General features: G+C 66.5%; 23 protein-coding genes, 1 tRNA gene and 1 pseudogene. 12 read left to right on the top strand and 13 right to left on the bottom strand.

The genetic code is table 11. From position 1 onward, the window contains the following. Both ACIBK2_RS14450 and ACIBK2_RS14455 read left to right on the top strand, forming a co-directional pair. Positions 1-1,785 (top strand): tetratricopeptide repeat protein (locus ACIBK2_RS14450; RefSeq protein WP_396967269.1); only part of this gene is annotated, 1,785 nt, incomplete at its 5' end. A gap of 174 nt (positions 1,786-1,959) precedes the next feature. Continuing rightward, positions 1,960-4,503 carry an ATP-binding protein gene (locus tag ACIBK2_RS14455; RefSeq protein ID WP_396967271.1) on the top strand — a complete coding sequence of 848 codons (2,544 nt, stop codon included), beginning with the start codon at positions 1,960-1,962 and terminating at the stop codon, positions 4,501-4,503. Between the two features lie 272 nt (positions 4,504-4,775). Here the strand turns inward: ACIBK2_RS14455 and ACIBK2_RS14460 are convergent. Further along, positions 4,776-4,849 (bottom strand) — tRNA-Ile (locus ACIBK2_RS14460). A gap of 119 nt (positions 4,850-4,968) precedes the next feature. On the opposite strand from ACIBK2_RS14460, the gene ACIBK2_RS14465 reads away from it, so the two are divergent. Beyond that, positions 4,969-5,400 carry a nitroreductase family deazaflavin-dependent oxidoreductase gene (locus ACIBK2_RS14465; protein WP_379282680.1) on the top strand — a complete coding sequence of 144 codons (432 nt, stop codon included), beginning with the start codon at positions 4,969-4,971 and terminating at the stop codon, positions 5,398-5,400. Positions 5,401-5,406: 6 nt separating this feature from the next. Here ACIBK2_RS14465 and ACIBK2_RS14470 read toward each other — a convergent pair whose 3' ends face one another. Then, on the bottom strand, positions 5,407-5,577 hold the full coding sequence (locus tag ACIBK2_RS14470) for a hypothetical protein (RefSeq protein WP_396967274.1): 171 nt from the start codon (positions 5,575-5,577) through the stop codon (positions 5,407-5,409). Between the two features lie 55 nt (positions 5,578-5,632). Then, positions 5,633-6,640, bottom strand: a complete 1,008-nt coding sequence (locus ACIBK2_RS14475) for a zinc-binding dehydrogenase (protein ID WP_396967276.1) — start codon at positions 6,638-6,640, stop codon at positions 5,633-5,635. Between the two features lie 585 nt (positions 6,641-7,225). Between ACIBK2_RS14475 and ACIBK2_RS14480 the strand changes: the two genes are divergently transcribed. After that, the gene (locus tag ACIBK2_RS14480; RefSeq protein ID WP_396967278.1) at positions 7,226-7,738 is read left to right on the top strand and encodes a hypothetical protein; all 513 of its coding nucleotides are present in this window, start codon (positions 7,226-7,228) and stop codon (positions 7,736-7,738) included. On the opposite strand, the gene ACIBK2_RS14485 is transcribed toward ACIBK2_RS14480, so the two are convergent. The 3 genes from ACIBK2_RS14485 to ACIBK2_RS14495 are packed head-to-tail and all read right to left on the bottom strand — an operon-like array spanning position 7,735 to position 11,549. Next, the gene (locus ACIBK2_RS14485) at positions 7,735-9,513 is read right to left on the bottom strand and encodes an SDR family oxidoreductase (RefSeq protein ID WP_396967280.1); all 1,779 of its coding nucleotides are present in this window, start codon (positions 9,511-9,513) and stop codon (positions 7,735-7,737) included. The genes ACIBK2_RS14480 and ACIBK2_RS14485 overlap by 4 nt on opposite strands. A gap of 30 nt (positions 9,514-9,543) precedes the next feature. Beyond that, entirely contained in the window at positions 9,544-10,650 is a 1,107-nt protein-coding gene (locus ACIBK2_RS14490) for a PDR/VanB family oxidoreductase (RefSeq protein ID WP_396967282.1), read from the bottom strand. Then, positions 10,647-11,549 (bottom strand): metal-dependent hydrolase, encoded by a 903-nt coding sequence (locus ACIBK2_RS14495; protein WP_396967284.1) that lies wholly within the window; start codon positions 11,547-11,549, stop codon positions 10,647-10,649. The genes ACIBK2_RS14490 and ACIBK2_RS14495 overlap by 4 nt, the downstream gene beginning before the upstream one ends. A 258-nt stretch (positions 11,550-11,807) precedes the next feature. Between ACIBK2_RS14495 and ACIBK2_RS14500 the strand changes: the two genes are divergently transcribed. Continuing rightward, positions 11,808-13,199, top strand: a complete 1,392-nt coding sequence (locus tag ACIBK2_RS14500; protein ID WP_396967286.1) for a wax ester/triacylglycerol synthase family O-acyltransferase — start codon at positions 11,808-11,810, stop codon at positions 13,197-13,199. A gap of 41 nt (positions 13,200-13,240) precedes the next feature. Here the strand turns inward: ACIBK2_RS14500 and ACIBK2_RS14505 are convergent, their stop codons facing one another. Together ACIBK2_RS14505 and ACIBK2_RS14510 are read right to left on the bottom strand one after the other, a co-directional pair. After that, positions 13,241-14,137 carry an alpha/beta fold hydrolase gene (locus ACIBK2_RS14505; RefSeq protein ID WP_396967288.1) on the bottom strand — a complete coding sequence of 299 codons (897 nt, stop codon included), beginning with the start codon at positions 14,135-14,137 and terminating at the stop codon, positions 13,241-13,243. Positions 14,138-14,235: 98 nt separating this feature from the next. Next, positions 14,236-14,694 carry a MaoC family dehydratase gene (locus tag ACIBK2_RS14510; RefSeq protein ID WP_396967290.1) on the bottom strand — a complete coding sequence of 153 codons (459 nt, stop codon included), beginning with the start codon at positions 14,692-14,694 and terminating at the stop codon, positions 14,236-14,238. A 299-nt stretch (positions 14,695-14,993) separates the two neighbouring features. Between ACIBK2_RS14510 and ACIBK2_RS14515 the strand changes: the two genes are divergently transcribed. After that, positions 14,994-15,737, top strand: a complete 744-nt coding sequence (locus ACIBK2_RS14515; RefSeq protein ID WP_379282670.1) for a glucose 1-dehydrogenase — start codon at positions 14,994-14,996, stop codon at positions 15,735-15,737. 16 nt (positions 15,738-15,753) lie between these two features. Here ACIBK2_RS14515 and ACIBK2_RS14520 read toward each other — a convergent pair whose 3' ends face one another. Beyond that, positions 15,754-16,773 carry a YdcF family protein gene (locus ACIBK2_RS14520; RefSeq protein WP_396968450.1) on the bottom strand — a complete coding sequence of 340 codons (1,020 nt, stop codon included), beginning with the start codon at positions 16,771-16,773 and terminating at the stop codon, positions 15,754-15,756. A gap of 236 nt (positions 16,774-17,009) precedes the next feature. Between ACIBK2_RS14520 and ACIBK2_RS14525 the strand changes: the two genes are divergently transcribed. Together ACIBK2_RS14525 and ACIBK2_RS14530 are read left to right on the top strand one after the other, a co-directional pair. Beyond that, the gene (locus ACIBK2_RS14525; RefSeq protein WP_396968452.1) at positions 17,010-18,224 is read left to right on the top strand and encodes a lipase family protein; all 1,215 of its coding nucleotides are present in this window, start codon (positions 17,010-17,012) and stop codon (positions 18,222-18,224) included. A 72-nt stretch (positions 18,225-18,296) separates the two neighbouring features. Beyond that, positions 18,297-18,389, top strand: a pseudogene (locus ACIBK2_RS14530) (NAD(P)-binding protein); the annotation flags it as partial. Between the two features lie 988 nt (positions 18,390-19,377). Here the strand turns inward: ACIBK2_RS14530 and ACIBK2_RS14535 are convergent. Both ACIBK2_RS14535 and ACIBK2_RS14540 read right to left on the bottom strand, forming a co-directional pair. Then, positions 19,378-19,629 carry a CsbD family protein gene (locus tag ACIBK2_RS14535; RefSeq protein WP_396967293.1) on the bottom strand — a complete coding sequence of 84 codons (252 nt, stop codon included), beginning with the start codon at positions 19,627-19,629 and terminating at the stop codon, positions 19,378-19,380. A gap of 240 nt (positions 19,630-19,869) precedes the next feature. Further along, positions 19,870-20,502 (bottom strand): LysE/ArgO family amino acid transporter, encoded by a 633-nt coding sequence (locus ACIBK2_RS14540; RefSeq protein WP_396967295.1) that lies wholly within the window; start codon positions 20,500-20,502, stop codon positions 19,870-19,872. Between the two features lie 73 nt (positions 20,503-20,575). Between ACIBK2_RS14540 and ACIBK2_RS14545 the strand changes: the two genes are divergently transcribed. The 3 genes from ACIBK2_RS14545 (at position 20,576) to ACIBK2_RS14555 (ending at position 22,810) form a co-directional block, all read left to right on the top strand. After that, positions 20,576-21,448 carry a LysR family transcriptional regulator ArgP gene (locus ACIBK2_RS14545; RefSeq protein WP_396967297.1) on the top strand — a complete coding sequence of 291 codons (873 nt, stop codon included), beginning with the start codon at positions 20,576-20,578 and terminating at the stop codon, positions 21,446-21,448. 123 nt (positions 21,449-21,571) lie between these two features. Further along, positions 21,572-21,904: an Lsr2 family protein gene (locus ACIBK2_RS14550; RefSeq protein ID WP_357382689.1), complete on the top strand. Its 333-nt coding sequence runs from the start codon at positions 21,572-21,574 to the stop codon at positions 21,902-21,904. 174 nt (positions 21,905-22,078) lie between these two features. Continuing rightward, on the top strand, positions 22,079-22,810 hold the full coding sequence (locus ACIBK2_RS14555; RefSeq protein WP_396967299.1) for a PaaX family transcriptional regulator C-terminal domain-containing protein: 732 nt from the start codon (positions 22,079-22,081) through the stop codon (positions 22,808-22,810). Positions 22,811-22,843: 33 nt separating this feature from the next. Here ACIBK2_RS14555 and ACIBK2_RS14560 read toward each other — a convergent pair whose 3' ends face one another. Continuing rightward, a complete protein-coding gene (locus tag ACIBK2_RS14560; RefSeq protein ID WP_396967301.1) occupies positions 22,844-24,475 on the bottom strand; it encodes an acyl-CoA dehydrogenase family protein in 1,632 nt (543 codons plus the stop codon). A gap of 89 nt (positions 24,476-24,564) precedes the next feature. Here ACIBK2_RS14560 and ACIBK2_RS14565 point away from each other — a divergent pair, with 89 nt between their 5' ends. After that, positions 24,565-25,584, top strand: coding sequence for a crotonase/enoyl-CoA hydratase family protein (locus tag ACIBK2_RS14565; protein ID WP_396967303.1), 1,020 nt, complete (start codon positions 24,565-24,567; stop codon positions 25,582-25,584). A 1-nt stretch (position 25,585) separates the two neighbouring features. Here the strand turns inward: ACIBK2_RS14565 and fabD are convergent, their stop codons facing one another. After that, complete coding sequence (gene fabD, locus ACIBK2_RS14570; protein WP_396967305.1) at positions 25,586-26,419, bottom strand: ACP S-malonyltransferase; 834 nt, start codon at positions 26,417-26,419, stop codon at positions 25,586-25,588.

The following is a 26,419-nucleotide window of genomic DNA, read 5'->3' on the forward strand; positions in this document are numbered from 1 at the left end:
GCCGAGATCGTCCGATTATGCGGACACCTACCGCTAGCGATCGTGCTACTCGCCGGCCGGCTCGCCCACCACCCCGCCTGGACCCTCACCGGCCTCGCCGAGGAATTCCGCACCGCCCAAGACCGACTCGGCGAACTCGACGCCGGACAACGCGCGGTACGAGCCGCATTCACCGCCTCCTACGACAATCTGCCACCCAGCAGACAACAAGTATTCCGCACACTGGGACTGCACCCCGGCACCGACTTCGACGTCTATGCCGTCGCCGCACTGAACGACATCCCGCTCACCGAAGCCCGCACCGAACTCGACGCCCTCTACACCGACAACCTCATCCAGGAGACCACGCTCGGTCGATATTGCATGCACGACCTGGTACGCGAATACATCCGCGCCCTCACCTCGGCAGCGTCATCCGGCAACGCCGAAGCGGTAGAGCGGTTACTGGACTACTACAGGCGCACCGCGGCGGCGGCGGACCGATGGCTGACGCGCAGGCCACGCCCCGACGACGACTGCTTCGTCGTGGCAGGTGCCGTCGTCCAGGAATTCAGCGACGAGAGGCACGCACTGGCGTGGATGCGTACCGAACGAGCCAACCTGCTCGCCTGCGTCGAGTACACAGCCGACCACGATCCTGCGCGGATGATCGAGCTGACCAAGGTGCTGGCGGCATTGCTCGAGCGCGACGGGCCGTGGTCATCGGCCGTGCGGCTGCATCAGCGCGCCGCCGCGGCCGCGGACCGCCTCGGCAACCGCCTCGGCCAGGCCAACGCCCTCATCAATCTCGGCATCGTGCAATGCCATACCGGGAAACGACCCATCGACCTGTTCCGACAAGCCCTCGCCCGGTACCGGGCGATCGGCCACCCCATGGGCGAAGCCGACACCCTGGCCAACCTCGGCGGCTTATACCGATACATCGGTGACTATGGGCAGGCCGTCGAGCTGCTCCAGCAGGCCTTGACCTTGTATCGGGCGACCGGCCATCCCCTAGGCGAAGCCGACGCCCAGGCCAAACTCGGCCGCGTACTCCGCGACACCGGCGACTACGGGCAGGCCGCAGCCATACTCCAGCAAGCCTTGATCCTGTACCGCGAGAACGGCTTCCGCCTCGGCGAAGCCGGCACACTCGGCATCCTGGGCGCCGTACACCGCGAGACCGGAAACTATGACCAGGCCACCGACTTGCTGCTGCGCGGTGCGGCGCTGTCCCGAGAACTCGGCAATCGCGACGGCGAAGCCCTGGCCCTCGGCAACCTCGGCCTCGTGCGCCGCCACATCGGAGATCACGAGCAGGCCGCCGCCCACATCCAGCACGCATTGACCATTTTCCGGGAAATCGGCCACCGCCGCGGCGAAGCCACCAACCTCAACAACCTCGCGACGGTTTACCACGAAACCGGCAACCACGAGCAGGCCGCAAGCCTGTCCCGACAGGCCCTGACCTTGTTCCAAGAGACCGGCTTCCGCCTCGGCGAGGCCGAGGCACTCGCCAACACCGCGAAGGCACTGTTGGCATCCGGCAAACCCGGCGAGGCGTTGCCGATGTTCACCGCCGCGTCGACCGTAGCCAACAGCATCGACAGCCGAATTACGCAAGCCCGTGCCTCAGAAGGCCTCGCCCGCTGCCAAGCCGCCCTCGGCGACACCAACACCGCCGTCACCCACCTGCGGCACGCCATCGACCTCTACCGCCACCTGGGCGCCTCCGAAACCGATACCGCGACAACCTATCTCGCAGCACTCGAAGCCCTACCGCCCGAGATCGACTCCCCACACTGAATCAGCAGGTCGAACCCCCACAGATCGAAATTCCGGTCCGGAGAACACCGGACGGAAGCAGCCCGTCGAACATGGGGTCCGAGGCCATTATCGTGTGTTGCTGTGGGTGGCGAGCGAACGGAGACCGGCCGGGGCGGAGGTGCTGGCGAAGACTCCTCGCCGCGAGCGCTCTTTGTGACCAGGTTCGCGGAACTCTGGGCCGCGGCAGGCAATCCCACACTGCAGCGAGTCGCGGCCGCCACCGAGGAACGGCTGAAGGCCGCCCGCACACCGGCGCAGAACCAGCGCTCATCGATGCAGCGCATCAGCGATTGGCGCAGCGGGCGCAACGTGCCCTCCCGGTTCGAATCGCTGGATCCAGTACTGGTGACACTGATTTCGCTGGCCCGGCAAGAATCTGGTCCTGTCCCCTCCATCTTGTCGAACCGGTCGGCTTGGAAGCGTTTGTGGAAGGCGGCGAGCACGCAGCCGGTACGTCCCACGGTGCTGACCTCACTGCGACGCGATATCCCAACCTTGGTCGGCCGCGACCTCGAGTTGAAACGGATCCTGGATGGATACCAGCCGGGTCGGCTGGTATCCATCCACACCGTCGATGGCATGCCCGGTGTCGGGAAAACCGCACTTGTCACCCGCGCAGCACATCTGTTGGCAGACCGGTTTCCCGACGGGAGATTCTTCGTCGAACTGAACTCGCACACCCCCGGACAGGTGCCCGCGGATCCTGCCGATGTGCTGGCCACCCTGCTCACCGGACTCGGCATCGCACCGAGCCACATCCCCGACGCACTCGAAGCACGACGCGACCTGTGGCGCGACCGCATCTCCAGCAAACGGGTGCTATTGATCCTCGACGACGCCCGCGACCACAACCAGATCGAACCGTTGCTGCCCACCGGTCCGGAATGCCTGACCTTGATCACCAGCCGCCGCAGGCTCATCGCCCTCGACAGCGCCCTCCCGCTGGCACTGGACACCCTCGATCCCGACAGCGCCGTCGACCTGTTCTGCCAACTGGCACAACGCAACCCGCACGGCGACGACATCGCCGCCGTCGCCGAGATCGTCCGATTGTGCGGGTACCTACCGCTGGCGATCGTGCTGCTGGCCGGTCGGCTCGCCCATCATCCGGTGTGGACTCTCCCCGGGTTGGCCGAGGAGTTCCGCGTCGCCCGAGATCGGCTCGGTGAACTCGATGCCGGACAGCGCGCGGTTCGTGCTGCGTTCACCGCCACCTATGACAATCTGCCATCCGGCAGACAACAACTGTTCTGCACACTGGGACTGCACCCGGGCCCCGACTTCGACGTCTATGCCGTTGCCGCGCTGAATGACGTACCGCTCACCGAAGCCCGAACCGAACTCGACGCTCTATATACCGACAACCTCGTCGAGGAGACCACACCCGGCCGGTACCGCTTGCACGACCTCGTACGCGAATACGCGCGCGCCCTCGCCGCCGCGCCCGGCAACGAGGCGCTACCGCGGCTGCTGGACTATTACCAGCGCACCGCCACAGCGGCGGACCGACGGCTGACGCGCAGGCCACGCCCCGCCGACGGCAGCAACACCGCCACCATGACCGGAGCTCTGGTGCGGGAATTCGACGACGAGGTGCACGCGCTCGCATGGATGCGTACCGAGCGAGCCAATCTGCTCGTCTTCGTCGAATACACCGCCGAACACGATCCGGCGCGGATGGTCGAGCTGACCGAGACGCTGGCGGCAATGCTGGAGCGCGACGGGCCGTGGTCATCGGCGGAGGGACTGCACCAGCGCGCCGCCGAGGCCGCGCGCTATCTCGGCAACCGCCTCGGCCATGCCAACGCCCTCACCAATCTCGGCATCGTGCAGTGCCATACCGGGAAACAACCCGCCGATCTGTTCCGGCAAGCCCTCGCCATCTACCGGGAGACCGGCTACCCCGTAGGCGAAGCCGACACCCTGGCCAACCTCGGCGGCTTACACCGAGACGCCGGTGACTATGCGCAGGCAGTCGACCTGTACCGGCAGGCTCTCACCCTGTACCAGGAAACCGGCAACCCGATAGGCGAGGCCAACACCCTGTTCAGACTCGGCAGCGCACTCCGAGACACCGGCAACTATGGGCAGGCCGCTGCCCCGATCCAGCAAGCCTTGATCCTGTACCGCGAGAACGGCTTCCGGCTCGGCGAAGCCGGCGCGCTCAGCATGCTCGGCATCGTGCACCGCGAGAACGGGGACTATGGACAGGCCACCGACTTGCTGCTGCGTGGTGTGGCGCTGTTCCGGGAAATCGGCAATCGCGACGGCGAAGCCCTCGCCCTCGGCAACCTCGGCCTCGTGAGCCGCCACATCGGGGACCACGAGCAGGCCGCCAACCACATCCGGCACGCATTGGCCCTGTTCCGGCAAATCGGCCACCGCCTCGGCGAAGCCACCAATCTCAACAGCCTCGCGACGGTACACCGGGAAACGGGCAACCACGAGCAGGCCGCAAGCCTGTCCCGACAGGCCCTGACCTTGTTCCGGGAGACCGGCTACCGCCTCGGCGAAGCCGAGGCACTCGCGAACCTCGGCGCGGTCTGTCTGGAAACCGGCGATCCCGAGCGCGCCGCCGACCTCTCCCAACAGGCGCTGGACCTGTTTCGGGAGATCGGCCACCGTGCGAAGGAAGCCGAGACATTCACCAACACTGCGAAGGCCCTGTTGGCGTCCGGCAACCGAGCGAAGCGTTGATGCTTGGTGGCGTGCATCGTTCGAACGAGCACGCCACCAAGCGGGGCACCAAGCGTCGCTCATAGCCAGCGTTGATCGTCGATCTTGATGGCGAGTTCCAGCAATGCCCATCCGGTGGTGAGATACCCGCCGCAAGAGCATCAGGACCGGCGTACGAAGGAGGGGGTCCGGGGGCGAAGCCCGCCGGGCGGGGCGTGGGGGCCGCGCCCCCACAAAACAGACGGAGCGACCAGGTGAGCGCGCTCCGCGAACAGGGCTCACCATAAGTGGAGTGGGGCGGGTGGGGCTCGAACCCACGACCAATGGATTATGAGTCCACGGCTCTGACCGACTGAGCTACCGCCCCTCTTCTGCGGGTGAACCGCAGGCGTGGGGGATGCTACCGGCTGGGGTGGGGCTTGCACCAGTTGGACCCGGGGTGGCGGTTAGGGTTGGGCGTCCGGCAACCGATCTGGAGGGTCGACCATGTCGAGTGTGTTCGCGAATGTGCTGAAGGTGCATCAGTGGGTGTACGAGAACAGCGGCGGGTTGGTGGGGCATCGGGTGTTGTTCGGCAATCCGACGTTGCTGCTGCGGACGGTGGGGCGCAAGACGGGGCAGGCGCGCACGTCGGCGCTGACGTATGGGGAGGATGGGGCGGACTACTTGGTGACGGCGTCCAATGGTGGGTCGCCGCGGCCGCCGGGGTGGCTGGCGAATGTGAAAGCCAAGCCGGAGTGTGAGATTCAGATCGGGCGGCGCACGATTGCGGTGGTCGCGCGGCCGACTTATCCGGAGGATGCGGACTATGCCCGCCGGTTCGCGATCGTCGATAAGATCAACAAGGGGCGTTACAGCGCCTATCAGAAGATGACCGAGCGGCCCATCCCCGTGGTGGTGCTGACGCCGGTCGGCTGAGCCGGGTCAGTCCCGCTCGTCGTAGTCGTCGCGGTCATCCCAGTGGCCGTCGTAGTCGTCAGGATCGTCCCTGTCCCAACGTCTCTCGTCGGCCGGGGGTCTGCTGGCGATTTGCACGACAAGGATGACGAGGGCGAGCACTACGAGAACCACACCAACAACGATCAGAGTCTCCACCCAGGGCACCCTAGCGCCGAGCCAGGGTGCCCGCTAGGTGCTCGACCGAACGGTCTCAGACGGTAGAACCCACGGTCAGCAGGGTGCGGCCGACCGCGGTCCTGGATTCGATGGCGGCGTGCGCACTTTCGGCGTCGTCGAGCGGAAAGGTTTGGCCGATCACCACTTCCAGCCGCCCGGCTGCGGCCTCGGCGAGGGAGCGCTCGGCCAGCGCGGGCCAATCCGTGCTGGCGTCGGTGATATCGAACAGCGCGTAGACGGTGATACCGCGCGCCGACGCCGCTGCGGTGTCCAACGCGGCGAATTCTCCTGCGGAGGCGCCATATCCGAAGAACCGGCTGCTATCCGCCGCAGCGTCGAGCGCGGCCACACCCAACGCGCCGCCCGCACCGTCCAGCACTACGTTGACGCCCGCGCCACCGGTCGCCGCTCGGGCCTTGTCCGACCAGCCGGGTTCGGAGTAGTCCACCACGGCGTCGGCACCCAGCCGCTGGGCGAGTTCCAGCTTCGTACGTCCCCGGGCCGCAGCGACGACGTGCGCGCCGGCCGCACGGGCGAGCTGAATCAGCAAGGTGCCCAAGCCACCACCGGCCGCGGTGATCAGCACCCACTCCCCCGCTTGAATCGCGGCCCGATCGAACACCGCAAAAGCCATCCGGCCATCGTGCGCCAGCGCCACGGCCTGCGACAGGCTCAACTCCTCGGGCACGGCAGTGAGCGATTCGACCTTGGCCAAGGCCTTTTCGGCGTAACCACCGATCGGCTGACCACCACCGACCTTGCTTGCCGCCGTCGATGTGGTGACGCGCCTACCGACCCAGGACGAATCGACACCGGCACCCACCGCGCTGATCACTCCGGCGACGGCACCACCCGGCACGTACGGCGTCGCCAACTTGAAATACTCACCGCCCCAGCCGCTGCGCAGGCGAGTGTCCAGGAACATCACATCCGCGGCGGCCACCTCCACCACGACCTCGCCCGCCCCGGCGACCGGCTCCGGCACCTCACGCACCGAAAGCACCTCGGGTCCACCGAATTCCATTGCCTGCACAGCCCGCATGACCATCCTCCATCGCTGCCCTGTTTCGTCTGACAGAGACCAGCATGGAACCTGAACTGTTATTGAGGTCAAGTCGATTATGCTGTGCGCGTAAGGCAACCGTCAGGAACTGCCGCCGCCACAGCTGCTGCTACTACTCCCACCGCCACAGCTGGAACTGCTGCCGCCCCCGCAACTACTACTGCTACTGCCGCCGCTGCAACTGCTGCTGCTGCTCCCACCACCGCAGCTACTGCCACCGCTGTCATGGTGACCACCACCGTGATGATGGTGGTGCCCGCCGCCCCTCCCCGAATCCCCACTGCTCGACGAACCGGAGTCCGTACCGGCGTACCCGGCGGCACCGGCCGCCCAATACGGCTCCGAGCTGTCGTAACCGCCGCCGTATAGACGTCGCGGATCGCCGCCGCGCCGACCCCCGTTGGGTGGAATCCGCCCGTTGCGCCGAAACAGCCTGACGAGCACGCCGATGATGATGAACGGCGTAGAGATGATCAGCAGCAACCCCACCATGCCGATCAGAAAATAGAACACGTCACCCATCCAGGAACCGTAACGGCCCGCCACGCCTGCGTACAGTGAACTGTGCCGTCTTTCAGCTTCCGCAGATCCCGGCCGCGCGCCATCGACCTCGCGACGGTCAACTTCACCGTCGCCGCCTTGGAGCTGCCCGAGGCCGTTTACAAGACCTCCCCGTGGCAACCGCGCGAGCTCGTGGAAATCGGCCTGCGCCAATGGTTGCGCTGCTGCGGCGCGGCCATGCGTGACGGACAGGTCATCGGCATGCCCTCACACGCCGTAGACGAGGCCTGGCACGGGTTCATTCTCTGCACCGAGCGCTACGCCGAGTTTTGCGCCACCGCCTACGGCCGCTTCCTCCACCATTTCCCGGAAGGTGCTGGGCCGCCGAAGGATTCGCACGGTTCGATGGGCGAGCAGCTAGGCCGCACCGTAGTGGCCTGGGCACTGGTCGCCGAGCCAGACGAGTCCTGCCTGCTGTGGGACCTGGACCGCCGGGTCGGCGTCGAACACCCGTGGGGCGTCGACGCCGAGCGCGTCGCGGCCATCGAGGCCGACCTGCGCACCCGGTCGGACTAGGTGAGCTTCACCCGCGCCGCGACGAACCGCCCGACCGCAGGTGCGAGCCTGCTGAAGTGGTACTGCAACCGCGCCTCCGGTGTCACCGGCACGATGCTGCGGTCCTTCTCCACGGCCCGCACGATCTGCTCGGCCACCTTCTCCGGCCCGTAGCTGCGCTTGCGGTAGAGGTTGTCGTAGCGCTGCTGCTTGGCCTTCTCCTCCTCGGCACTGACACCCGAGAACCGGGTGGTGGCAACGATATTGGTGTGCACGATGCCGGGGCAGATGGTGTGCACCGAGATCCCGCGACCGGCCAGTTCCGCGCGCAGGCAGTCGGAGAACATGAACACCGCCGACTTGCTGGTGGAGTACGCGCTGAACCCCTGCTGCGGACTGTAGGCCGCCATGCTGGACAGGTTGACGATGTGCCCGCCCAGACCGCGCTCGGCCATCGCGGATCCGAAGGCCCGGCAGCCGTTCAGCACGCCGCCCAGGTTGATCCGCATGACCCGGTCGAATTCCGCCGCCGAGGTGTCGAAGAACCCACCGGCCTGGCCGATTCCGGCGTTGTTGATCAGAATGTCCGGCACGCCATGGGTTTCCAGCACGATCTCGGCGTGCGCCGTGACCGCGTCCGCGTCGGATACATCGAGCTGATACGGATGCGCCACCCCGTGTTCGGCGGCGATCAGCTCGGCGGTCTCCTTGGCCGAGTCGAGATCGATGTCGGAGAGCACGATTTCGGCGCCACGCCGCGCGAGGGCCAGCGCCGTCTCGCGACCGATGCCGCTGCCGCCGCCGGTGATCACCACCAGCTGGTCCTCGAACCGCCTTGCGCTGCGGCCGACTTCGGCCCGTCGCAGCCCACGCGGCGCGGTCCCGCCGTTGATCGTGTCGATCAGTTCGGTGGTCGCGGTGGCCAGTAATTCGGGATGGGAGAACGGCATCCAGTGCCCTGCGGGCACATCGCGACGCCACAGCCGCTGCACCCACTTGCGCTCGTCGTCGTATCCGGCGGGCCGGACCGCGACGTCGCGACCCGCGACGATCAACTGCACCGGCACCTCGGTGTGCCGATCCCGCGGTGAAAGCAAGCGCTGCACGATGTTCGCCCGGTAGATCAGCAGGCCGTCGACCATGTCCTGCTGGAAGGTCGGGCCGAGCGTGACATTCGCGGGCGGTGTCTCGTTCATGATCGAGACGACCCGTTGCCACCGCCGCTCGGTGCCGAGCAGGCCGAACACCGCGCGCGGCAGCCCCGGCGTCATGAAGAAGAACGTGTAGGCCGAGGACAGCGTCTGCGTCAACGGCTGCCAGATGTTGCGCGGCGTCGGCCGGGACAGCCTGTCGCGCATCCAGTTCGCGATGTGGTCCAGGTTCGGCCCCGATACCGAGGTGAACGACGCGACCTGCGCGGCCGCCCTCGGCTCGCACACCGCCTCCCACACCTGCACCGAACCCCAGTCGTGCGCGAGCACATGCACCGGCCGGTCCGGGCTGACCGCGTCGACGACGGCGAAGAAGTCGCCGGCCAGCGCGTCGAGCCGGAAGTCCTCGGTGCGCCGGGTCCTGGTCGAGCGCCCGTGCCCGCGGGTGTCGTAGCTGACGACGTGGAAGCGCTGCGCGAGCAGCGGCACCACCGCGTCCCAGAGGTGATGGGTGTCGGGCCAGCCATGTACCAGCACCACGGTTTCCGCGGTCGGATCGCCGTATTCGTAGACGGCGAGCTCGAATTCGCCGTTGCGCACCGTCCGCTCGGCGGCCACCAACTCGGTTGGTTCGATGGTCGTCATCGGTTTCTCCTTGCTGACCAGAGGTCGTGGTTACAGATCGAGCACCAGTCGCCCACCGGGCGAACGGGATACGCAGACGAGCATCTCGCCCGCCTCGTGTTCGGCTGCGGTGAGCACGGTTTCGCGATGCTCGGGTTCGCCGGAGAGCACTCGCACCTTGCAGGTGCGGCAGAAGCCCTGACGGCACGAGTAGGGACGGTCCGGTCGCGCCGCCAGGATAGTGTCGAGCGCGGAACGATCCGCCGCCACCTCGACCACCTCACCGGTAGACGCGAATTGGATCTCGAACGGCACGCCGTTCACGATCGGCGGCGGCGAGAACCGCTCGGAATGCAGTTCCACCCCGGGCATTTCGCGCACCGCGGCGGCGACGGCGGTGGTCATCGGCACCGGACCGCAGCAGTAGACGGCGGTGTCAGCCGTAACCCCTGGCAACAGTGCGGCCGCGTCGGGCAGGCCGTGCTCGTCGTCGGTGCGCACGGTGACCCGGTCGCCGAATCCGGCGATCTCGTCGAGGAATGGAATGGTGTCGCGGTTACGCCCGGTGTACACCATCGACCACTCGATACCGAGCCGCCGCGCCAACCTGGCCATCGGCAGGATCGGCGTGATCCCGATGCCACCCGCGATGAAATGCAAACGGGCAGCGGGTGATCCGTGGCCCGGCACGGCGAACGGGAAGGCATTGCGCGGCCCGCGCACGGTGATCGGCGCGCCGATCGGCAGCGCGTCATGCACCTCCACCGAACCACCGAGCCCGTCCGGAATGCGCCGCACCGCAACCCGATAGGCGCGGGTGTCGGCCGGATCACCGCACAGCGAGTACTGCCGCAGCCGTCCCGACGGCAGCTCGAGATCGAGATGCGCGCCCGGCCGCCACGGCGGCAGTTCCCGCCGATCCGGTGCCTCGAGTCGCAGGCTCACCACGTCCTGATCGTGCGCCTCGATCCGCCGCTCGGTCACCACCAGTGCCAGCCGATGGTCGTCCACCCGCGGCGCGAGATCGCGCCGGTTGATCATGGTGGTCCATTTCAACCGCGCCGAGGCGACCGCGTCGAGCACGCGCACCGCGCGGTCCTGATCACGCTTGCCGAACAGATCCGCGGGCAGTTGCTCCGGGACAGGGCGTAGGTTCACGACGCAATCGCTTGCGCGGCAGGCGACTTCGCGAGGTATGCCACCGCCTGCGCGGTCGACCCGACCGACTCGGGGTCGTAGCCGGGCTTGAGGGTCGACAGCGCACTCCACAGCAGCGATGGCACGCCGGGCAGCGCACCGCGCCACATGGCCCCGAACACGCGCTTGATCAGCCGCGGGTAGCCGAGGTCGGGCAGCGCGGGGTCCTGGTGCACCATGAATTTGGTGCCGCGCACCACCAGGGTGATGAAGATCGGGAAGGTCAGCGTCATGATCGCCACGCGCCGCACATAACCGACACCGAAGTAGACGGACACGTCGTGGGCAACATGCCGATGCTCGACTTCCTCGGCCCCGTGCCAACGGAACAGATCCGCGATCCGCGGGTCGGCGTCGAACTTCTCCAAGTCCGCGTTGAGCACCCAGTCGCCGAGGTAGGCGAAGAAATGCTCGAGGCAGGCGATGAAGGCCAGCCGCTCGACCAGCGTCTGACGCTGCGCGACACCCTCGTTGTCCCTGGGGCCCAGCGTCTTCCGGAACAGATATTCGGCCTGCCGCAGATAGGGGTCCGGGTCGATCCCGTGCGCGGCGAGCACCTCGGTGAGTACCTTGTCGTGCGTCTCGGCGTGCATGGACTCCTGGCCGATGAAGCCGAGCATCGCCTCACGCAGCTTGTCGTCCTTCACGAACGGCAGCGCCTCGGTGTAGGTGGCACAGAACATGCGCTCGCCCTCGGGCAGCAGCAGGTTCAGCGAGTTGATCAGGTGCGAGGCGATCGGCTCCGACGCCATCCAGTGCAGCGGAGTATCAGCCCACTGGAACTGCACGTTGCGTGCGTGCAACGCCACCTCGCCCGGATCTATGTCCGGTCGTCGCTCACCTCTACGAAGTAGCTTCATCGGTACTCCTCTCACGACTGCGTCGTCGCGCGCCTTCCTGCATGGCCGTAGCAATCATCATACACATACATGCAACTCTGAGTTACATAAAGATCCACAACGGCTCAACCAGGCATTTCGGCCCACATTCGGACACAGACCGCCGTCTCCACAGCCACCCTCAATGCCGTTAGCCCACTTGACAATAGGACGCTCCACTGTGACCCACTCCGCTCCCGTTCACCCAATAACTAGAACTCGTTCTAGTAGGCTTTCGCTATGGAGCGACTAACCGGATTGGATGCCAGCTTTCTCTACTTGGAAACCGGGACCCAGCACCTGCACGTGTGTGCGCTGCTGATCCTCGACCCCAGTTCAGCGGACTATTCTTTCGAGAAATTCAAGGCCGAACTAGGCAGGCGGCTACCCCTGATTCCCCAAATGCGCCGCCGCGTCTACGAGGTGCCGTTCAATCTCGATCACCCGGTCTGGGTGGAGGATCAGAACTTCGACCTGGACTATCACATTCGGCGCATCGGCATCGCGGCCCCGGCGGGCCGCCGCGAGCTGGCCGAACTGGTCGGCGATATCGCCAGCCGTCCGATGGACCGCGACCGCCCGCTCTGGGAGATGTCGGTGGTGGAGGGCCTCGACGACGGCAAGGTCGCGGTGATCTGCAAATACCACCACGCCGCGGTGGACGGCATCACCGGCACGAACATGATGATGCACCTGTGCGATCTGGAACCGCATGCGGCCAAGACCCCGCCCGCCGCGGACTGGCGGCCGGAAGCGCGCCCGAACGATTGGCAATTGCTGGCCAAGGCGGTGGTCAAGTTCCCGACCAAGGCCGGCATCGTCGGCATGGTGCCGAAAACCCTCGGCCTGGTGGCCGGTTTCGCGAACCGGCGGCGTAATGACAAGGCAGGCATGGCATTGCCGTTCTCCGCACCGCGCACCCTGTTCAACCTGGCCATCACCCCGCATCGCGCGGTCGCGTTCACCGAGACCGAACTCGGCGCCATCAAGGAGATCAAGTCCGCGTTCGGCGTGAAGATCAACGACGTGGTGCTGACCGTCGTCGCCGGGGTGCTGCGGACTTACCTGGAGAAGCACGACGAGCTGCCGGATCGCTCGCTGGTCGCCTCGGTGCCGGTCTCCGTGCACGAATCGTCGCGGCACACCGCGGGCATCAACAAGGTGTCCACGCTGTTCGCCCGGCTCGGCACCGATGTCGAGGATCCGGTGCAACGCCTGCTGCAGGTGGCCGAGGACAACCGCGGCGCCAAGGCGGAACACGATCTCATCGGCGCCGACTTCCTGCAGGATTGGTCGAAGTATGCCCCGCCGAACACCTTTCAGCTCGCAGCCCGGGTGTACTCGTCGCTGAAGCTGGCCGAGCGGCATCCGGTGGTGCACAACCTGGTGGTGTCGAATGTGCCCGGCCCGCCGATGCCGCTGTACTTTCTCGGTGTTCGGGTGGACGGGATGTATCCGTTCGGTCCGGTCTTCCACGGCGCGGGACTCACGGTGACCGTGATTTCGAACAATGACGACCTGGACTTCGGCTTCATCGCCTGCAAGGAACTGGTGCCCGACATCTCCGCGCTCGCCGACGCAGTCCCCGGCGTAGTCGACGAATTACTTTCCGCCGCCAGAAAATTAGGGTGATCCGCAGTTAAGCCCTGTTCGCCACTGCCGCCGAACAGGACTCACAATCTCGCGGCGACCGCCGCACAGGCTTCGAGCAACGCGGGCACGAAGAGATCGGCCTCCAGTACGCAGGCCGCATGCCCGCCCTTGATCAGATGAATGCTCGCCCCGGGGATCATGGTCGCCATCTCCAATTGCCGGTAGACCGGAATGGCCCGATCCTGCGTCGTAATGACCACGGCGGTCGGCATTTTCAGGCTCGACAACCAGTCCGTCGCATCGAACCGGCCGACCTCGCCGATCACCTGGGTGATCGCCCACCCGCTGGTACTGCGCAGTTCGGTGAGCGCCCACCGATCCAATCGTCCCGGCGCCCAGGCGATTTCCGGCAGCTCCGGCAGCCGTCCGGCGAATTCCTCGATGCGCCGGAAGGAATACGGCCCGACCGCCTCGGCGAATGCCCCGAATGCCCGATGGAAGGCACGCTCGCGCCACTTTTCCTGGAACCGATACGGCGTGGAGCACAGCACAAGTCCGCTCACTCGATCCGGATGCCGGTGCGCTGCTGCCAGACTCACCACTCCACCCAACGAGTATCCCGCGCACACGGCCTGTTCCACGCCGAGCGCATCGAGCACGGCGACGACGTCGTCGGCGCAGTCGTCCACGGAGAAGCGCTCGGAGCGGATCCCCCGTCCGTGCCAGCGCTGGTCGAACAGGATCACCCGGTACCGCTCGGCCAGCGGCGCCAGCGCCGGAAACCAGTTCAGGTAGGCGGTACATCCGGTGCCGTGCAACAGGACCAGCGCGGGCGCGCCCGCTGGTCCGGCGATGTCGACCACATAGGTGCGACCCCGCCTGGGCAACTCGACCAGCCGCCCGCCGGGCAACTCGGCGATGTCCGGCACCCGCCTGGCGAAGCGACGTAGCGCCGCCGAGGATGGTGAGTTCGTCATCGTGCGCCTCCCGCGAATCGCGGACAGAATTAGAACGTGTTCTACACGATGATGCCATAGCGCGCCGCATCACGACGGCCGGACGGCCGAGCGAAGGCCTATGCCAGCGCGCGGACGATCGATTCGGCGATGCAGGCAGGCTTGTCGGAACCCTCCCCCTCGATAACCGTCGCGATCACGACCTGCAGCCCCCCGGGCACCTCGTCGACGCTGACGATCGTGGCCCGGCCGCGAATGCGGGAGCCGGCGGGCACCGGCGACGGAAACCGAACCTTGTTGAGGCCGTAATTGATCCGCGCGCTCGCGTCGGCGATGTCGAATACCTCCCGCATGATCGCCGGGAGCAGCGACAGCGTCAGGTATCCGTGCGCGATGGTCGTACCGTAAGGCCCGTCGGCCGCGCGTTGCGGATCGATGTGGATCCACTGCCGATCCTCGGTGGCCTCGGCGAACGCGGTGATGCGGTCCTGACCGATCTCGATCCAGCCGCTCACGCCGAGGTCGGTACCCGCGGCCTTCCGCAGCGATGCCATGGTGAAAATGGTGGGCTCACTCATACAAGAAACCCTAAATCGAGCGGCCTACCGGGGCGAGAGCATTCGGCCGATACCCGATCACCAAAAGCGCGCACCTACTGTCTGAGACAATATATGCTAAGGGCGCTCGCGGCGCGGAATCAGAAACCGCCTCCCGCGCCGCGGGCGTGCCTTCCCGAAGCCACTGGCCTGCAACGACATTCCCCCGGCAGCAGCGCCCATGTGGCACCATCGGACGCGAGGCCAACATCAAATTCGGCACATTTCTGTAACGTGTTCCAGTACGTTGGCGTGGACAAACGAAAGACGGAGGTGCCTCGATGGGGCGGTTGACCGGCAAGGTGGCGTTGATCAGCGGCGGGGCCCGCGGCATGGGCGCGGCACACGCCAAGGCCATGGTGGCCGAGGACGCCCGCGTGGTGCTCGGTGACGTGCTCGACGAGGAAGGCGCCGCGGTCGCCAAGGAATTGGGCGACGCCGCCGCCTACGTGCACCTCGACGTGCGCGAGCCCGCCGAATGGCAGGGCGCGGTCGCCGAGGCGGTGCAGCGGTTCGGCTCGCTCAACGTGCTGGTGAACAATGCGGGCATCGCGAACGGCAACCTGCTCGTCGACTTCGAACTGGCCGAATGGCAGCGGATCATCGACATCAACCTCACCGGCACGTTTCTCGGCATGCAGGCCGCCACCCCGGCGATGATCGAGGCGGGCGGCGGCTCGATCATCAACATCTCCTCCGTCGAAGGCCTGCGCGGCAGCCCCGGCCTGCACGGCTACGTCGCGAGCAAATTCGCGGTCCGCGGCCTGACCAAGTCGACGGCACTCGAGTTGGCGCAGCACAAGATTCGGGTCAACTCGGTCCACCCCGGCCTGATCAGCACGCCGATGACCGAAGGCATTCCGGCGGACTTCCTGCAGATCCCGCTGGGCCGGGCCGCCGAGTCGTCCGAGGTCGCCGCGCTGATCACCTTCCTGGCCAGCGACGAATCCTCGTATTCGACCGGCGCCGAATTCGTCATCGACGGCGGCCTCACGGTCGGCATTCCGCACAAGACCTTCGAATAGCCGCTAGGCGCTGACCTCAGTCGCCGTAGTGATGCGGCAGGTCGCGGGTCAGCACGAGCGCGAGTACCGGCAATGCCATCAACGCGAGACAGGCGATCACGTTGATCCATTTGTAGGCCACGACGACCGCGGCGAACTCACGCAGAATCGCGGAGGGCAGGTAGTAGAAGGCGGTCCGCGCACCGGTCACCTCGGCGTCCAGGTCGAGGCGCCGGGCCAGGATCGCCGTGCGCAGGATATGGAAGTTGCTCGTCACCAACACCATTCGAGTGGATTCACCGCGCTCGCCCAGTAACCGCTTGGTGTAGAGCAGGTTTTCCCGGGTGGTCGTCGAACGGTCCTCCAGCACAACGCTGTCCGCGGGCACACCCTGGTCGACGAGGTAGCCCGCCATCGCCGCGGCCTCCGACACGGCTTCGTCGGAACCCTTACCGCCGCTGGTGATCAGCAGTGGCCTGCGCCCCGCCGCGAGCTCGGCGCGATACACCTCGATGGCCCGGTCCAGGCGGCTGGCCAGCAGCGGCGGCACCCGCGCGCCGACCAGACCCGAGCCGTGCACGACGATCGCGTCCATGCCCGGCCGATAAGGCAGCGATCCGTAGAACAACGAATACAGCAGGAAGCTGGCGAACAAGAATCCGGCGTAGCTCACCGCCATGGTCACCGACGCCAAAATCACGACGGACCAGATATCGCCGGTGAAAATTGCCACCGCGAGCAACACATAGGGCACCAGCAGCGCGACCCCGAGTCCGAGCGGAAGCAGATTCGCGATCCGCAGTCCTTCCCGGCGAATCATCTGCACACCGTTGACCATCAGCAACCCGGCGAGCACCAGCACGAGCAGCGGCGAAAGCAGCACGAGCAGGCCCGCCAGCACCACCGGCAGATCACCCTGCGCGCCCGACCCGATCACCCATACACCGGTGAAAGCCAGTCCGAGCAGCAGAAACACGCCGTTGCTCAGCCGCCGCCGATCCTGACGGAACCTCAGCAGGAACACACCGAGCAGGACAAGGCCGACAACGAGCAGCATCACCGAACCACCGTAACCGGCGCGACGGCAACCACGCGGCGATGCCGCGCCGCCCCGCCGCGGATCGCCGGGCCCGCACGGCGCGGCTCCCTCTGGCCATTCCCTTTTTCCCATATCGTGTCGCTCGTCCGAACACCGGCCGGGCGATTATTCACGGCCAATTTTCGGATTATTCGACTTTCCACATGCCCAACAATCCCCGTGAATGTCGTGATGAATGGGAGTCGCTCATCGCCATGCTTCGACACATCCGCCCCGCGCTCGCCGTTGTCGCCCTGCTGATATCGGTCGCACACGTGGCCGTCGTGCCGGGTACCGCTGCGGCACAACCGATCTATCCCACGCCGGACCCCGACCCCTTCTACGCGCAACCGCCCGACCTCGATCGGGCGAAACCCGGTGACGTGCTCGCCGTTCGGCCGATGCCCGGGCTGATCGGATTTCCCGGAACCACGGTCACCATGATCAAGTTCCGATCCACCAATTCGGCGGGCAATCCGATCGCCGCCACCACCACCGTGCTGACCCCGCACGACCATGCCCCCGGCGGCCCGCTGCTGTCCTATCAGCACATCATCAACGGCCTCGGCACCCAGTGCGCCGTCTCGCGGGTGCTGTACACCGGCGACCCGAATCTCGCTGTCCGCGAGGCACCCGCGCTCAACACGGTGCTGCTGCGCGGCTGGTCGGTGGCGCTGCCCGATCATCTCGGACCGACCAGCGCCTACGGGGCGGCCAAGCTGGGCGGCATGATCACCCTCGATGGCATTCGCGCGGCCCGCCAGGTCGCGCAGCTCGGCGTCGCGAAGAGCCCGGTCGCGATGTTCGGCTACTCCGGCGGCGGCATGGCAACGGGGTGGGCGGCCGCGCTGGCACCCACCTACGCACCGGAACTCGACATCGTCGGCGCGGCCGAGGGTGGTGTCCCGATGAACCTGGTGAAGATGACCGAGGGACTCGGCTACTCCAGGCATCCGGCGTTCGGGCTCGCGCTGGCGGCGGCCATCGGGCTCGAGCGGGAGTATCCGACGCGGCTGCCGATCAGCGACAGCCTCAACGATTTCGGCCGGGCGACCCGCGATCAGATCGCCAACGGCTGCACCAACGAGATCCTGGCGGCCGGTGCCGGGCACAACGTGCTGGACGTGGCCAGCTCCACCTCGCTCGCCGACGATCCGAGCGCACGCTCGGTACTGGAGGAAAACAGCCTGGAGCTCTTCGACGGCGTGCCGAAAATGCCGATCTACCAATGGCGTTCGCAGGAGGACGCGCTGATTCCGGTGGCCTCGATCGACAACACCGTGCGGCGGTACTGCGCGGCCGGGGTGCGCGTGCAATCCGAGTTGTTCCCGAGCCCGGACCACCTGACCACCGCGGTGCTCGGCGCACCTGCCGCGATGTCCTGGATCGACGAACGGTTCCGCGGCGTACCGGCACCGACCGACTGCTGATCGCCACCGGGGCGCCCACCATCGGGTTGCGGGACACCACCGCGCCCCGATGGTGGGACCTAAGGTGGAGGCATGGTCACGATCATCGGCGGTGGAATCGCGGGTACCTTGCTGGCCGGCGCGCTCGCGCGGGACAACCGGCCGGTCACGGTCTATGAGAGTCAACCGGTCGTCGGCGCGGGACACTTTCTGGCACTGGACGATCGGGCGCATGCCGCGTTGTCCCGGCTGGGCGTCGGGATCGATCGGCTGCACGCGGCGTCGCATCCGCTGACCGAGCTGCGCGCTGCCGACCATTCGGGCGTAATACGCAGCGATTCCCGTACGGAGCGCAGGCTGTACCTGCGCGCCGAGCTCATGCGGGCACTGACCGAATTCGCCACCGGCACAACGGCCGAGCTGCACTACGCCACCCCGATCACCGACCTGAACAGCACCGAGGGGACGCTCTTCAGCGGCGACAACCCGGTACCGGCCGACGACGTGATCATCGCCGCCGACGGCATCGACTCCCTCGCCCGGTGTCGCCTCGAACCCGAGCGCACCGCCGAATACTCCGGTCAGATCATCATTTACGGCATCACCGATCGGCCGATCCAGCCGGACACCGACCCGTCCGTGCTGCACTTCCACCGCCAACTCGACGACAACGGCAGACCGGCCAGCACCTACGGCCACTTCTGGAACTCCGAGATCTCGGTGTGGTTCACCCGTCTCACGCGCGGCCCACTTGCCATGCCGGACATCGGATCTCAGCCCCTCGATGGGTGGGCAAAGCCAATTCTCGCCGGTGCCACCGCGATCCCTGAACTCGTCGAGACCATGCTGGCCGCCACCACCACCGTGCACGTCTCCAACGCGCGCACCGTGCCGCTCGCCGACGCGCGCCCGCCGCAGACTCCGGTAATCCTGTGCGGCGACGCCGATCACGCGATCACCCCGGCCGCGGTGTCGGCGCCCGCGACGCCATCGAGGACGCGGCGGCCCTCGCCGCGGCCCTCACCTCCGGCGGCTCACCGGCCGCCGCGATGGCCGAGCGACGACGCCAGATCCTCGCCGAGCGAGAGCAGGCGGCCCAAATGTTCCGCAGCGCAACATAAATCGGCGGCGCGGGGACGAATGATCGTCCCCGCGCCGCCGCAAGCTCTGGCGACTAGGATTCCTTGCCGCTCTCGTAAGCACTCTGGCGAGCCTCGTTCAGGGTGGCCTCGGCGCGTGCCTTCTCCGCCTCGGCCTCCTTCTTGGCTGCCTCACGCTCGGATTCGGCCTTGTCCTGCTGGGCGCGGCCCTCGCTCTTCAGGCCTTCGTTCCCGGTGACAATGCCCGCGGCTTCCTTGGCCTTGCCCTTGACGTCTTCGACGACGCCCTCGACGGCCTCGCGCGGTCCGCTGTGGTCCTTGGTCATGAAGAACTCCTCCAACTCGGGTCTGGTCGGTCATTCGCCGCATACCCGGGTCCCCCGACCCCAATCAGCACCGGACGCAATGCGGGCTGTGTCTCCCGTCACGCCGCCGGTGCAGCCAACCCCGTTCTCGCCGAACAACACTCGATACCGCACCGTGGCAACATTCGAGTTTTCCGCTGACCGAGCTCGGATTTCACTTGTCCACGGGCCTGGAACAGTGAAAACCAACAGGTTTCGACGTCACATCGAGGGACCCGCGAGCAACAAGCCAAGACCCAACAGCGTCATCACCACGGCGATAGCGGAATCCAGCACGCGCCAGGCGACGGGACGGGCGAACAGCGGGCCGAGTCGCCGGGCACCGTAACCGAGCGCGGTAAACCAGACGATGCTGCCGAGCATCGCGCCCGCGCCGAGGAACCAGCGGTCGGGGGTGGCGTAGGTGCTGGCGAGGGAGCCGAGCAGGACCAGGGTGTCCAGGTAGACGTGCGGATTCAGCCAGGTAAGCGCCAGCGTGGTGGCGACGGTGGCCCCGAGCGCGACCGTCGTGCCCGCTGACCCGACGATCAACGCGGTCGATGCGAGAGCCCGGCGGGCCGCGAGCACGGCGTAGCCGAGCAGGAACGCAGCACCCGCGTACCGCACCACCGTGACCACGACGGGCGCCGATTGGACGACAACCCCGAATCCCCCGACGCCCGCGGCGATCAGCACGATGTCCGACAGCGCGCACACCGCCACCACCGCGAAGACGTGCTGTCCGCGCACCCCCTGGCGCAGCACGTACGCGTTCTGCGCGCCGATGGCGACAATCAGCGAGAGCCCGAAACCGAGACCGGACAGGGCCGCCAGGGCGGCCGAAGACACTTCCATGCCCATCGACGCTAAGCACGGCATTATCTCAAGGCAAACTAAAGTTTCTGCACTACCATTACGATTCCTTAACATGGATCTCCAGCTGGATCAGCTTCGCGCATTGAATGCGGCGATCACCGAGGGCACCTTCGATGCCGCCGCGAAGAGCTTGCGGATCACCCCGTCCGCGATCAGCCAACGCATCAAAGCGCTGGAGGACGCGGCCGGTCGCGTCTTGGTGCAGCGCACAAAACCGGTGTGCGCCACCGAATCCGGGCTCGCGGTGCTGCGGCTGGCCCGGCAGATCGAGCTGCTCGCCGGTGACACCGCCACCGAACTCGGCGAGGCGCATCGCCCGGCTCGACTGCCCATCGCGGTCAACGCCGATTCACTGGAAACCTGGGTGCTGCCCGCGCTGGCCGCGGCACCGCCGGGCGTCTGCTTCGATATTCACCGCGAGGACGAGGAACACACCACCCGGCTGCTGCGCGACGGCACGGTGATGGCGGCGATCACCGCCACGTCCACCCCGGTGCAGGGCTGCAAAGTCGAACGACTCGGCGCGATGCGCTACCGCCCGATGGCCGAACCGCGCTTCGCGCGCACCTGGTTCGGCGACGGCGCCACCGCCAAGTCTTATGCCGCGGCACCGGTGGTTCTATTCGACCGCAAAGACGATCTGCAAGACCGTCACCTGCGCCGCCGCAGTAGGCAACCGCTGGATCCGCCACGGCATTATGTCCCTTCTTCCGCCGGTTTCCTCGCGGCGGTTCGGCTCGGATTGGGCTGGGGCATGCTGCCGGACCTGCAAATACGCAATTTCCGAAGTGCCGAGCTGGTGGCCATCGACGGCGCGGCATTCATCGATGTCCCGCTGTACTGGCAGCAATGGCGGCTCGACTCACCGGCATTGAGCGCCGTCGCCTCGGCGATAGCCGCGACGGCGGCAGAATCGCTGCGCTGAGTCCGGAATCGGATGGTTGTGCACTTGATCGTGCGGCACAGTCCTTTTCTCCTCGCCGAGTTCGATAAGATACGGTATTAGTATTTCGAGCAATTACTCGTGACTACACGAAGGACGCATCCCATGGCCAAGAAAGTCACCGTCACCCTGGTCGACGACTACGACGGCAAGTCGAAAGCGAATGAAACAGTTCAATTTTCGATCGATGGCGTGGCCTACGAGATCGATCTGTCCACCAAGAACGCGGGCAAGCTGCGGGTGACGCTCGAGCCGTGGGCGGAAAAGGCGCGCAAGACGGGTCGGGCCAAGCGGAAAGGCACCGGCAAAGCGACTTCCGCGACCGATCGCGAGCAAACAGCCGCGATCCGCGAATGGGCAAGGAAGCACGGGCACAACGTATCGACCCGTGGCCGGATCCCCGCCGACATTGTCGCGGCATATAACAACGCGAACTAGCCGTACCACGGGATTCGTGTCCCGGCCGGACACATCGCCAGTTCACGGCCCTCGCCGCGGACTTCGGGCGGGCGATGTCGCGCGGCGGGTGGTGGCGAGCTCGTCGGTAGAATTTCGGGTTCGACCGCCGGAGTTCGGCAGGCGGTGACTCGGATAGGACGGGGATGTGTGGCGATGCGCGTGCGGAAGCTGACCGCTCGGTCGGCAATTCTGAGTGCGTTGCTCGGCGCGCATCCGGCGGAGGCGCCGGTCAGCTGGATCGTTTCGGTGGCCGAGGAACTCGGCCTGCAGCAATCGGCCGTGCGGGTCGCGCTCACCCGGATGGTGGCCATGGGTGATCTGGAACGCGCGAATGGCGTGTATCGGCTCTCGGATCGGCTGATCGAGCGACAGCGCAGACAGGACGCCGCGGTGAGCCCCGTGGTGAAAACCTGGGACGGCGCATGGTTTTTGGCGGTGGTGACGACCGTCGGCGACGATGCGCCCGCCCGGACCGCTTTCCGCGACACGATGCGCGCCCGCAAACTCGGCGAATTACGTGAGGGTGTGTGGACCCGGCCCGCGAACATCGAGATCGTTCTCGGGCCGGAGGCAAGTCGGCGAGTTTCGGTGTTCACCGCGGTGCCGCAGGATGCGCCGGTCGCGATGGCGGAAACCCTTTTCGCACCACAACTTTGGGCTCGCGACGCGCAACGGCTGCTGCACGAGTTCGCGAGTTCGTCGTCGTTGCGGGCGCGGTTCGAGGTGGCGGCAGCGGCGGTGCGGCATATTCTCGATGACCCGCTGCTACCCGATCCGCTGCTGCCCGCCGACTGGCCAGGGTCAGCGCTGCGCGCCGAATACGCGGCGTTCCGAACCGAATTCATGGCATTCGCGGAGCAGCTGCTCGTCACATCGGATGTGTAAGGCCATCCGAAGAAGTGTGCCGGTCGGTTTCTCCTAGCCCGTCTTGGGCGTGGCGCGTTGAATGATCGCGGCCGTATCGATACCTGTCGGTAGGGTGCCGAAAACGTCGCCGTGTTCACCGCCGAGCCTGCTGACGGTGAACGCATCCGCCACCGCGGGATGACCGTAGCGAACGAGCAGCGACGCCTGAAGTACCTGCGCCATATCGCCGACGATGCGGCGGGCGCGATGCTGGATGGTGTCGAAATCACCGAATTGCTGTTCGAGCCGGACGATCGCGGCGTCGAGGTGGGTGTCGGCACCGGCGGCGCGTTTGACTTCGTCGAAAAAGGCGCCGAGGGTTTCCGGTTGTTTGGCCATCGCGCGCAGCGTATCGAGCGCGGCGACATTGCCCGACCCCTCCCAGACCGACATCAACGGCGCCTCCCGATAGAGCCGCGGCATCCGCGATTCTTCGACATAACCGTTGCCGCCCAAGCATTCCAGCGCCTCGGCGGCGTGGATCGGGCCGCGCTTACACACATAATATTTGCTCACCGCCAACGTGATTCGGCGCAACTGGTCGGCGCCGTCCGCCCCGGCGGTCGCCCGATCGGTAAGGTCCGCGAGCCACATTGCGACCGTCGTAGCCGCCTCCGCCTCGATCGCGAGATCGGCGAGCACATTGCGCATCAACGGCTGATCCGCCAGCGTCGCACCGAAAGCCGTGCGGTGTGCGGCATGATGCGCGGCCGCGGCGACACCGGTGCGCATCGCGGTGGCGGTGCCGATGGTGCAGTCCAGCCGGGTCAGATTCACCATTTCGATAATCGTCGGCACGCCGCGGCCTTCGTCACCGACCAGCCAGCCGACGGTGTTGTCGTATTCGACCTCGCTGCTGGCATTGGAGTGATTACCCAGTTTGTCCTTGAGCCGTTGCAGCGCAAAGGTATTGCGGGTGCCGTCGGGCAGCACGCGCGGGACGAAGAAGCAGGAAAGCCCGCCGGGCGCCTGCGCGAGCACCAGGAACACATCCGACATCGGCGCGGAGGTGAACCACTTGTGCCCGGTGATCCGGTAGGTTCCGTCGGACATCGGGGTGGCGGCGGTGGTATTGGCCCGAACATCGGAGCCGCCTTGCTTTTCGGTCATCGACATTCCGGCGATCAACCCGCGCTTGGTCAGCGGCGCACGCAGAACAGGATCGTATTCCTTTGCGCACAACAGGGGTTCGTACTGTGCGGCGAGTTCGGGTGCCGCGCGCAGGGCCGGGACAACGGCGTAGGTCATCGAGATCGGGCAGCCGTGGCCGGCGTCGACCGGGCCCCACACGCTCAATTTCGCGGCCCGCGTCAGATGCGGATTCGGCCGGGTGTCCGCCCACACCGCGCCGTGCAGACCGAAGCCGACCGCGTGGGTCATCAACCGGTGATAACTGGGGTCGTACACGACCTCGTCGATCCGGTTGCCATAACGGTCGTGCGTCTTCAGCGTGGGCGGATGTGCCTCGGCGAGATCACCGAGCTCGATGGCGTCGGCACTGCCCGCCAGCCGTCCGATCTCGTGCAGCTCGTCGAGGGCGTGTTCCGCGCCCGCGCGGTGCAGCGCCTCGAGCAGCACCGGCTGCTCGGCGGCGTCGTAGTCGACGAGCGGGGGAACCTGGTTTGTTACCGCGTGGGTGGCCATGAATCAGTATTACAGCGCTTCGTCAATTGACACAAGTATGTAATATCAGTGGGAAGTTCGCTGTCCCCCGACGTAGTCAGGAAACCCTCTTGTCAGACTTCGAGAATCATTCCGGCACTCGCCCGGCCGCTTGGTACGAGGGACTTACCGAAGCGCCCGATTCGCCGTGGGCCGACCGCGCGCTGCCGCCGACGGAAATCAGCTATCGGACGCTGACCTACGAGGTCACCGGCCGGATCGCCCGGATAACCTTCAACCGTCCCGAGCGCGGCAACGCCATCACCGCCGACACCCCAATCGAGCTCGCGCACGCGGTCGAGCGGGCCGACCTCGATCCGCGCGTGCACGTTATGGTGGTTTCCGGGCGCGGTAAGGGCTTCTGCGGCGGTTATGACCTGTCGATCTTCGCCGAGAACGGCCAGGAACCGGTCGACGGCGCGGAGTCGCCCACCGGGACCGTGCTGGATCCGGTGGTCCAGGCCCGCAATCACAATCCCTGGGGTACCTGGGATCCGATGGTCGACTACGCGATGATGAGCCGGTTCAATCGCGGCTTCTCCAGCCTGTTGCACGCGAACAAGCCGACGGTCGCCAAACTGCACGGGTTCGCCGTTGCGGGCGGCACCGATATCGCGCTCTACGCCGACCAGATCATCTGCGCCGACGACACCAAGATCGGCTACCCGCCCACCCGGGTCTGGGGCATTCCGGCTGCGGGCATGTGGGCGCACCGCCTCGGTGATCAGCGCGCCAAGCGGCTGCTCTTCACCGGCGACTGCCTGTCCGGCAAGCAGGCCGAGGAATGGGGGCTCGCGGTCGAATCCGCGCCCGCCGACGAACTCGACGAGCGCACCGAGGCGTTGCTCGAACGCATTGCCAGGATGCCGATCAATCAGTTGGTCATGGCGAAACTGGCGCTCAACAGTGCGTTGCTCGCGCAGGGCGTAGCGAACTCCGGCATGATCAGCACTGTTTTCGACGGTATCTCGCGGCATACGCGCGAGGGCTATGCCTTCCAATTACGTTCGGCCACTACCGGTTTCCGTGAGGCAGTTCGGGAACGTGATGAGCCGTACGGGGATTGGAAGCGGACACAGTTCGAGAAGTAGTTCAGGCGGCGATCTTTTCGATCATCGGGGTGAGCACGCGGCGGGTGCCGGTTTCGATGAAACGGGTCTCGCCGCGGTGCAACAGCAGTCGGATGCTGTCGGCCCAGCGGACGGGCGCGGAGATCTGCGCGGCGAGTGCGGCCCGCAGCCCCGCGTCGGTGTGGAGTTCGCCGGTCAGGTTGGCGACCACGGGGATCCGGAGGTCGCGGAGCGGCGCGGCGGCCAGGACCTCCTCGAAACGGGTCTGGGCGGACGCCATCAGTGGTGAGTGGAAGGCGCCGCTGACCGGTAGCACCACGTAGCGGGTTGCGCCTGCGGCGAGGAAATCGTCACGCGCCGAACGTATTCGCTCGGTATCGCCGGAGATCACCACCTGACGCGGTGTGTTCAGGTTCGCGACCCAGATTCCGTCGCCGGGCGTGACTGCCTGGACCTGTTCGGCGGTGAGACCGACCACTGCGGCCATCGTGCCGCTGTCAGCCTCGGCCATCAGTTCGCCACGTCGGGCGACGAGCTCTAGCCCCGTGGCGAAGTCGAATGCGCCTGCCGCGTACAGCGCGCAGTACTCCCCCAGGCTGTGGCCGAGCAGATACGACGGCCGTAGGGGCGACTTGCGTTGAAAACGTAAGTACGTCAAGACATTCACGGCGTAAATGGCGGGCTGAGCGTACAGGGTCTGTGCGATGCGCGCGCCGCCCGGTTCCATGCAAACATCGCGCACCGAGTAGCCGAGGACCGCGTCCGCCTCGCGCACGACGTCGGGGAACTCGTCGAACAGTTCCTTGCCCATGCCGGGGAACTGCGAACCCTGGCCCGGGAAAACGAATACCGGCAT

This window comes from Nocardia sp. NPDC050175 (genome assembly GCF_044459885.1).
GTDB lineage: Bacteria > Actinomycetota > Actinomycetes > Mycobacteriales > Mycobacteriaceae > Nocardia.

What these genes read in the sequence shown, in the direction of transcription:
- ACIBK2_RS14465 (WP_379282680.1), top strand. Translation starts at nt 4,969, where the DNA reads ATGTCGAGTGTGTTCGCGAATGTGCTGAAGGTGCATCAGTGGGTGTAC.
- ACIBK2_RS14475 (WP_396967276.1), bottom strand. Translation starts at nt 6,640, where the DNA reads ATGCGGGCTGTGCAGGCAATGGAATTCGGTGGACCCGAGGTGCTTTCG.
- ACIBK2_RS14485 (WP_396967280.1), bottom strand. Translation starts at nt 9,513, where the DNA reads ATGACGACCATCGAACCAACCGAGTTGGTGGCCGCCGAGCGGACGGTG.
- ACIBK2_RS14495 (WP_396967284.1), bottom strand. Translation starts at nt 11,549, where the DNA reads ATGAAGCTACTTCGTAGAGGTGAGCGACGACCGGACATAGATCCGGGC.
- ACIBK2_RS14500 (WP_396967286.1), top strand. Translation starts at nt 11,808, where the DNA reads ATGGAGCGACTAACCGGATTGGATGCCAGCTTTCTCTACTTGGAAACC.
- ACIBK2_RS14505 (WP_396967288.1), bottom strand. Translation starts at nt 14,137, where the DNA reads ATGACGAACTCACCATCCTCGGCGGCGCTACGTCGCTTCGCCAGGCGG.
- ACIBK2_RS14510 (WP_396967290.1), bottom strand. Translation starts at nt 14,694, where the DNA reads ATGAGTGAGCCCACCATTTTCACCATGGCATCGCTGCGGAAGGCCGCG.
- ACIBK2_RS14515 (WP_379282670.1), top strand. Translation starts at nt 14,994, where the DNA reads ATGGGGCGGTTGACCGGCAAGGTGGCGTTGATCAGCGGCGGGGCCCGC.
- ACIBK2_RS14520 (WP_396968450.1), bottom strand. Translation starts at nt 16,773, where the DNA reads ATGCTGCTCGTTGTCGGCCTTGTCCTGCTCGGTGTGTTCCTGCTGAGG.
- ACIBK2_RS14525 (WP_396968452.1), top strand. Translation starts at nt 17,010, where the DNA reads ATGCTTCGACACATCCGCCCCGCGCTCGCCGTTGTCGCCCTGCTGATA.
- ACIBK2_RS14535 (WP_396967293.1), bottom strand. Translation starts at nt 19,629, where the DNA reads ATGACCAAGGACCACAGCGGACCGCGCGAGGCCGTCGAGGGCGTCGTC.
- ACIBK2_RS14540 (WP_396967295.1), bottom strand. Translation starts at nt 20,502, where the DNA reads ATGGAAGTGTCTTCGGCCGCCCTGGCGGCCCTGTCCGGTCTCGGTTTC.
- ACIBK2_RS14545 (WP_396967297.1), top strand. Translation starts at nt 20,576, where the DNA reads ATGGATCTCCAGCTGGATCAGCTTCGCGCATTGAATGCGGCGATCACC.
- ACIBK2_RS14550 (WP_357382689.1), top strand. Translation starts at nt 21,572, where the DNA reads ATGGCCAAGAAAGTCACCGTCACCCTGGTCGACGACTACGACGGCAAG.
- ACIBK2_RS14555 (WP_396967299.1), top strand. Translation starts at nt 22,079, where the DNA reads ATGCGCGTGCGGAAGCTGACCGCTCGGTCGGCAATTCTGAGTGCGTTG.
- ACIBK2_RS14560 (WP_396967301.1), bottom strand. Translation starts at nt 24,475, where the DNA reads ATGGCCACCCACGCGGTAACAAACCAGGTTCCCCCGCTCGTCGACTAC.
- fabD (WP_396967305.1), bottom strand. Translation starts at nt 26,419, where the DNA reads ATGCCGGTATTCGTTTTCCCGGGCCAGGGTTCGCAGTTCCCCGGCATG.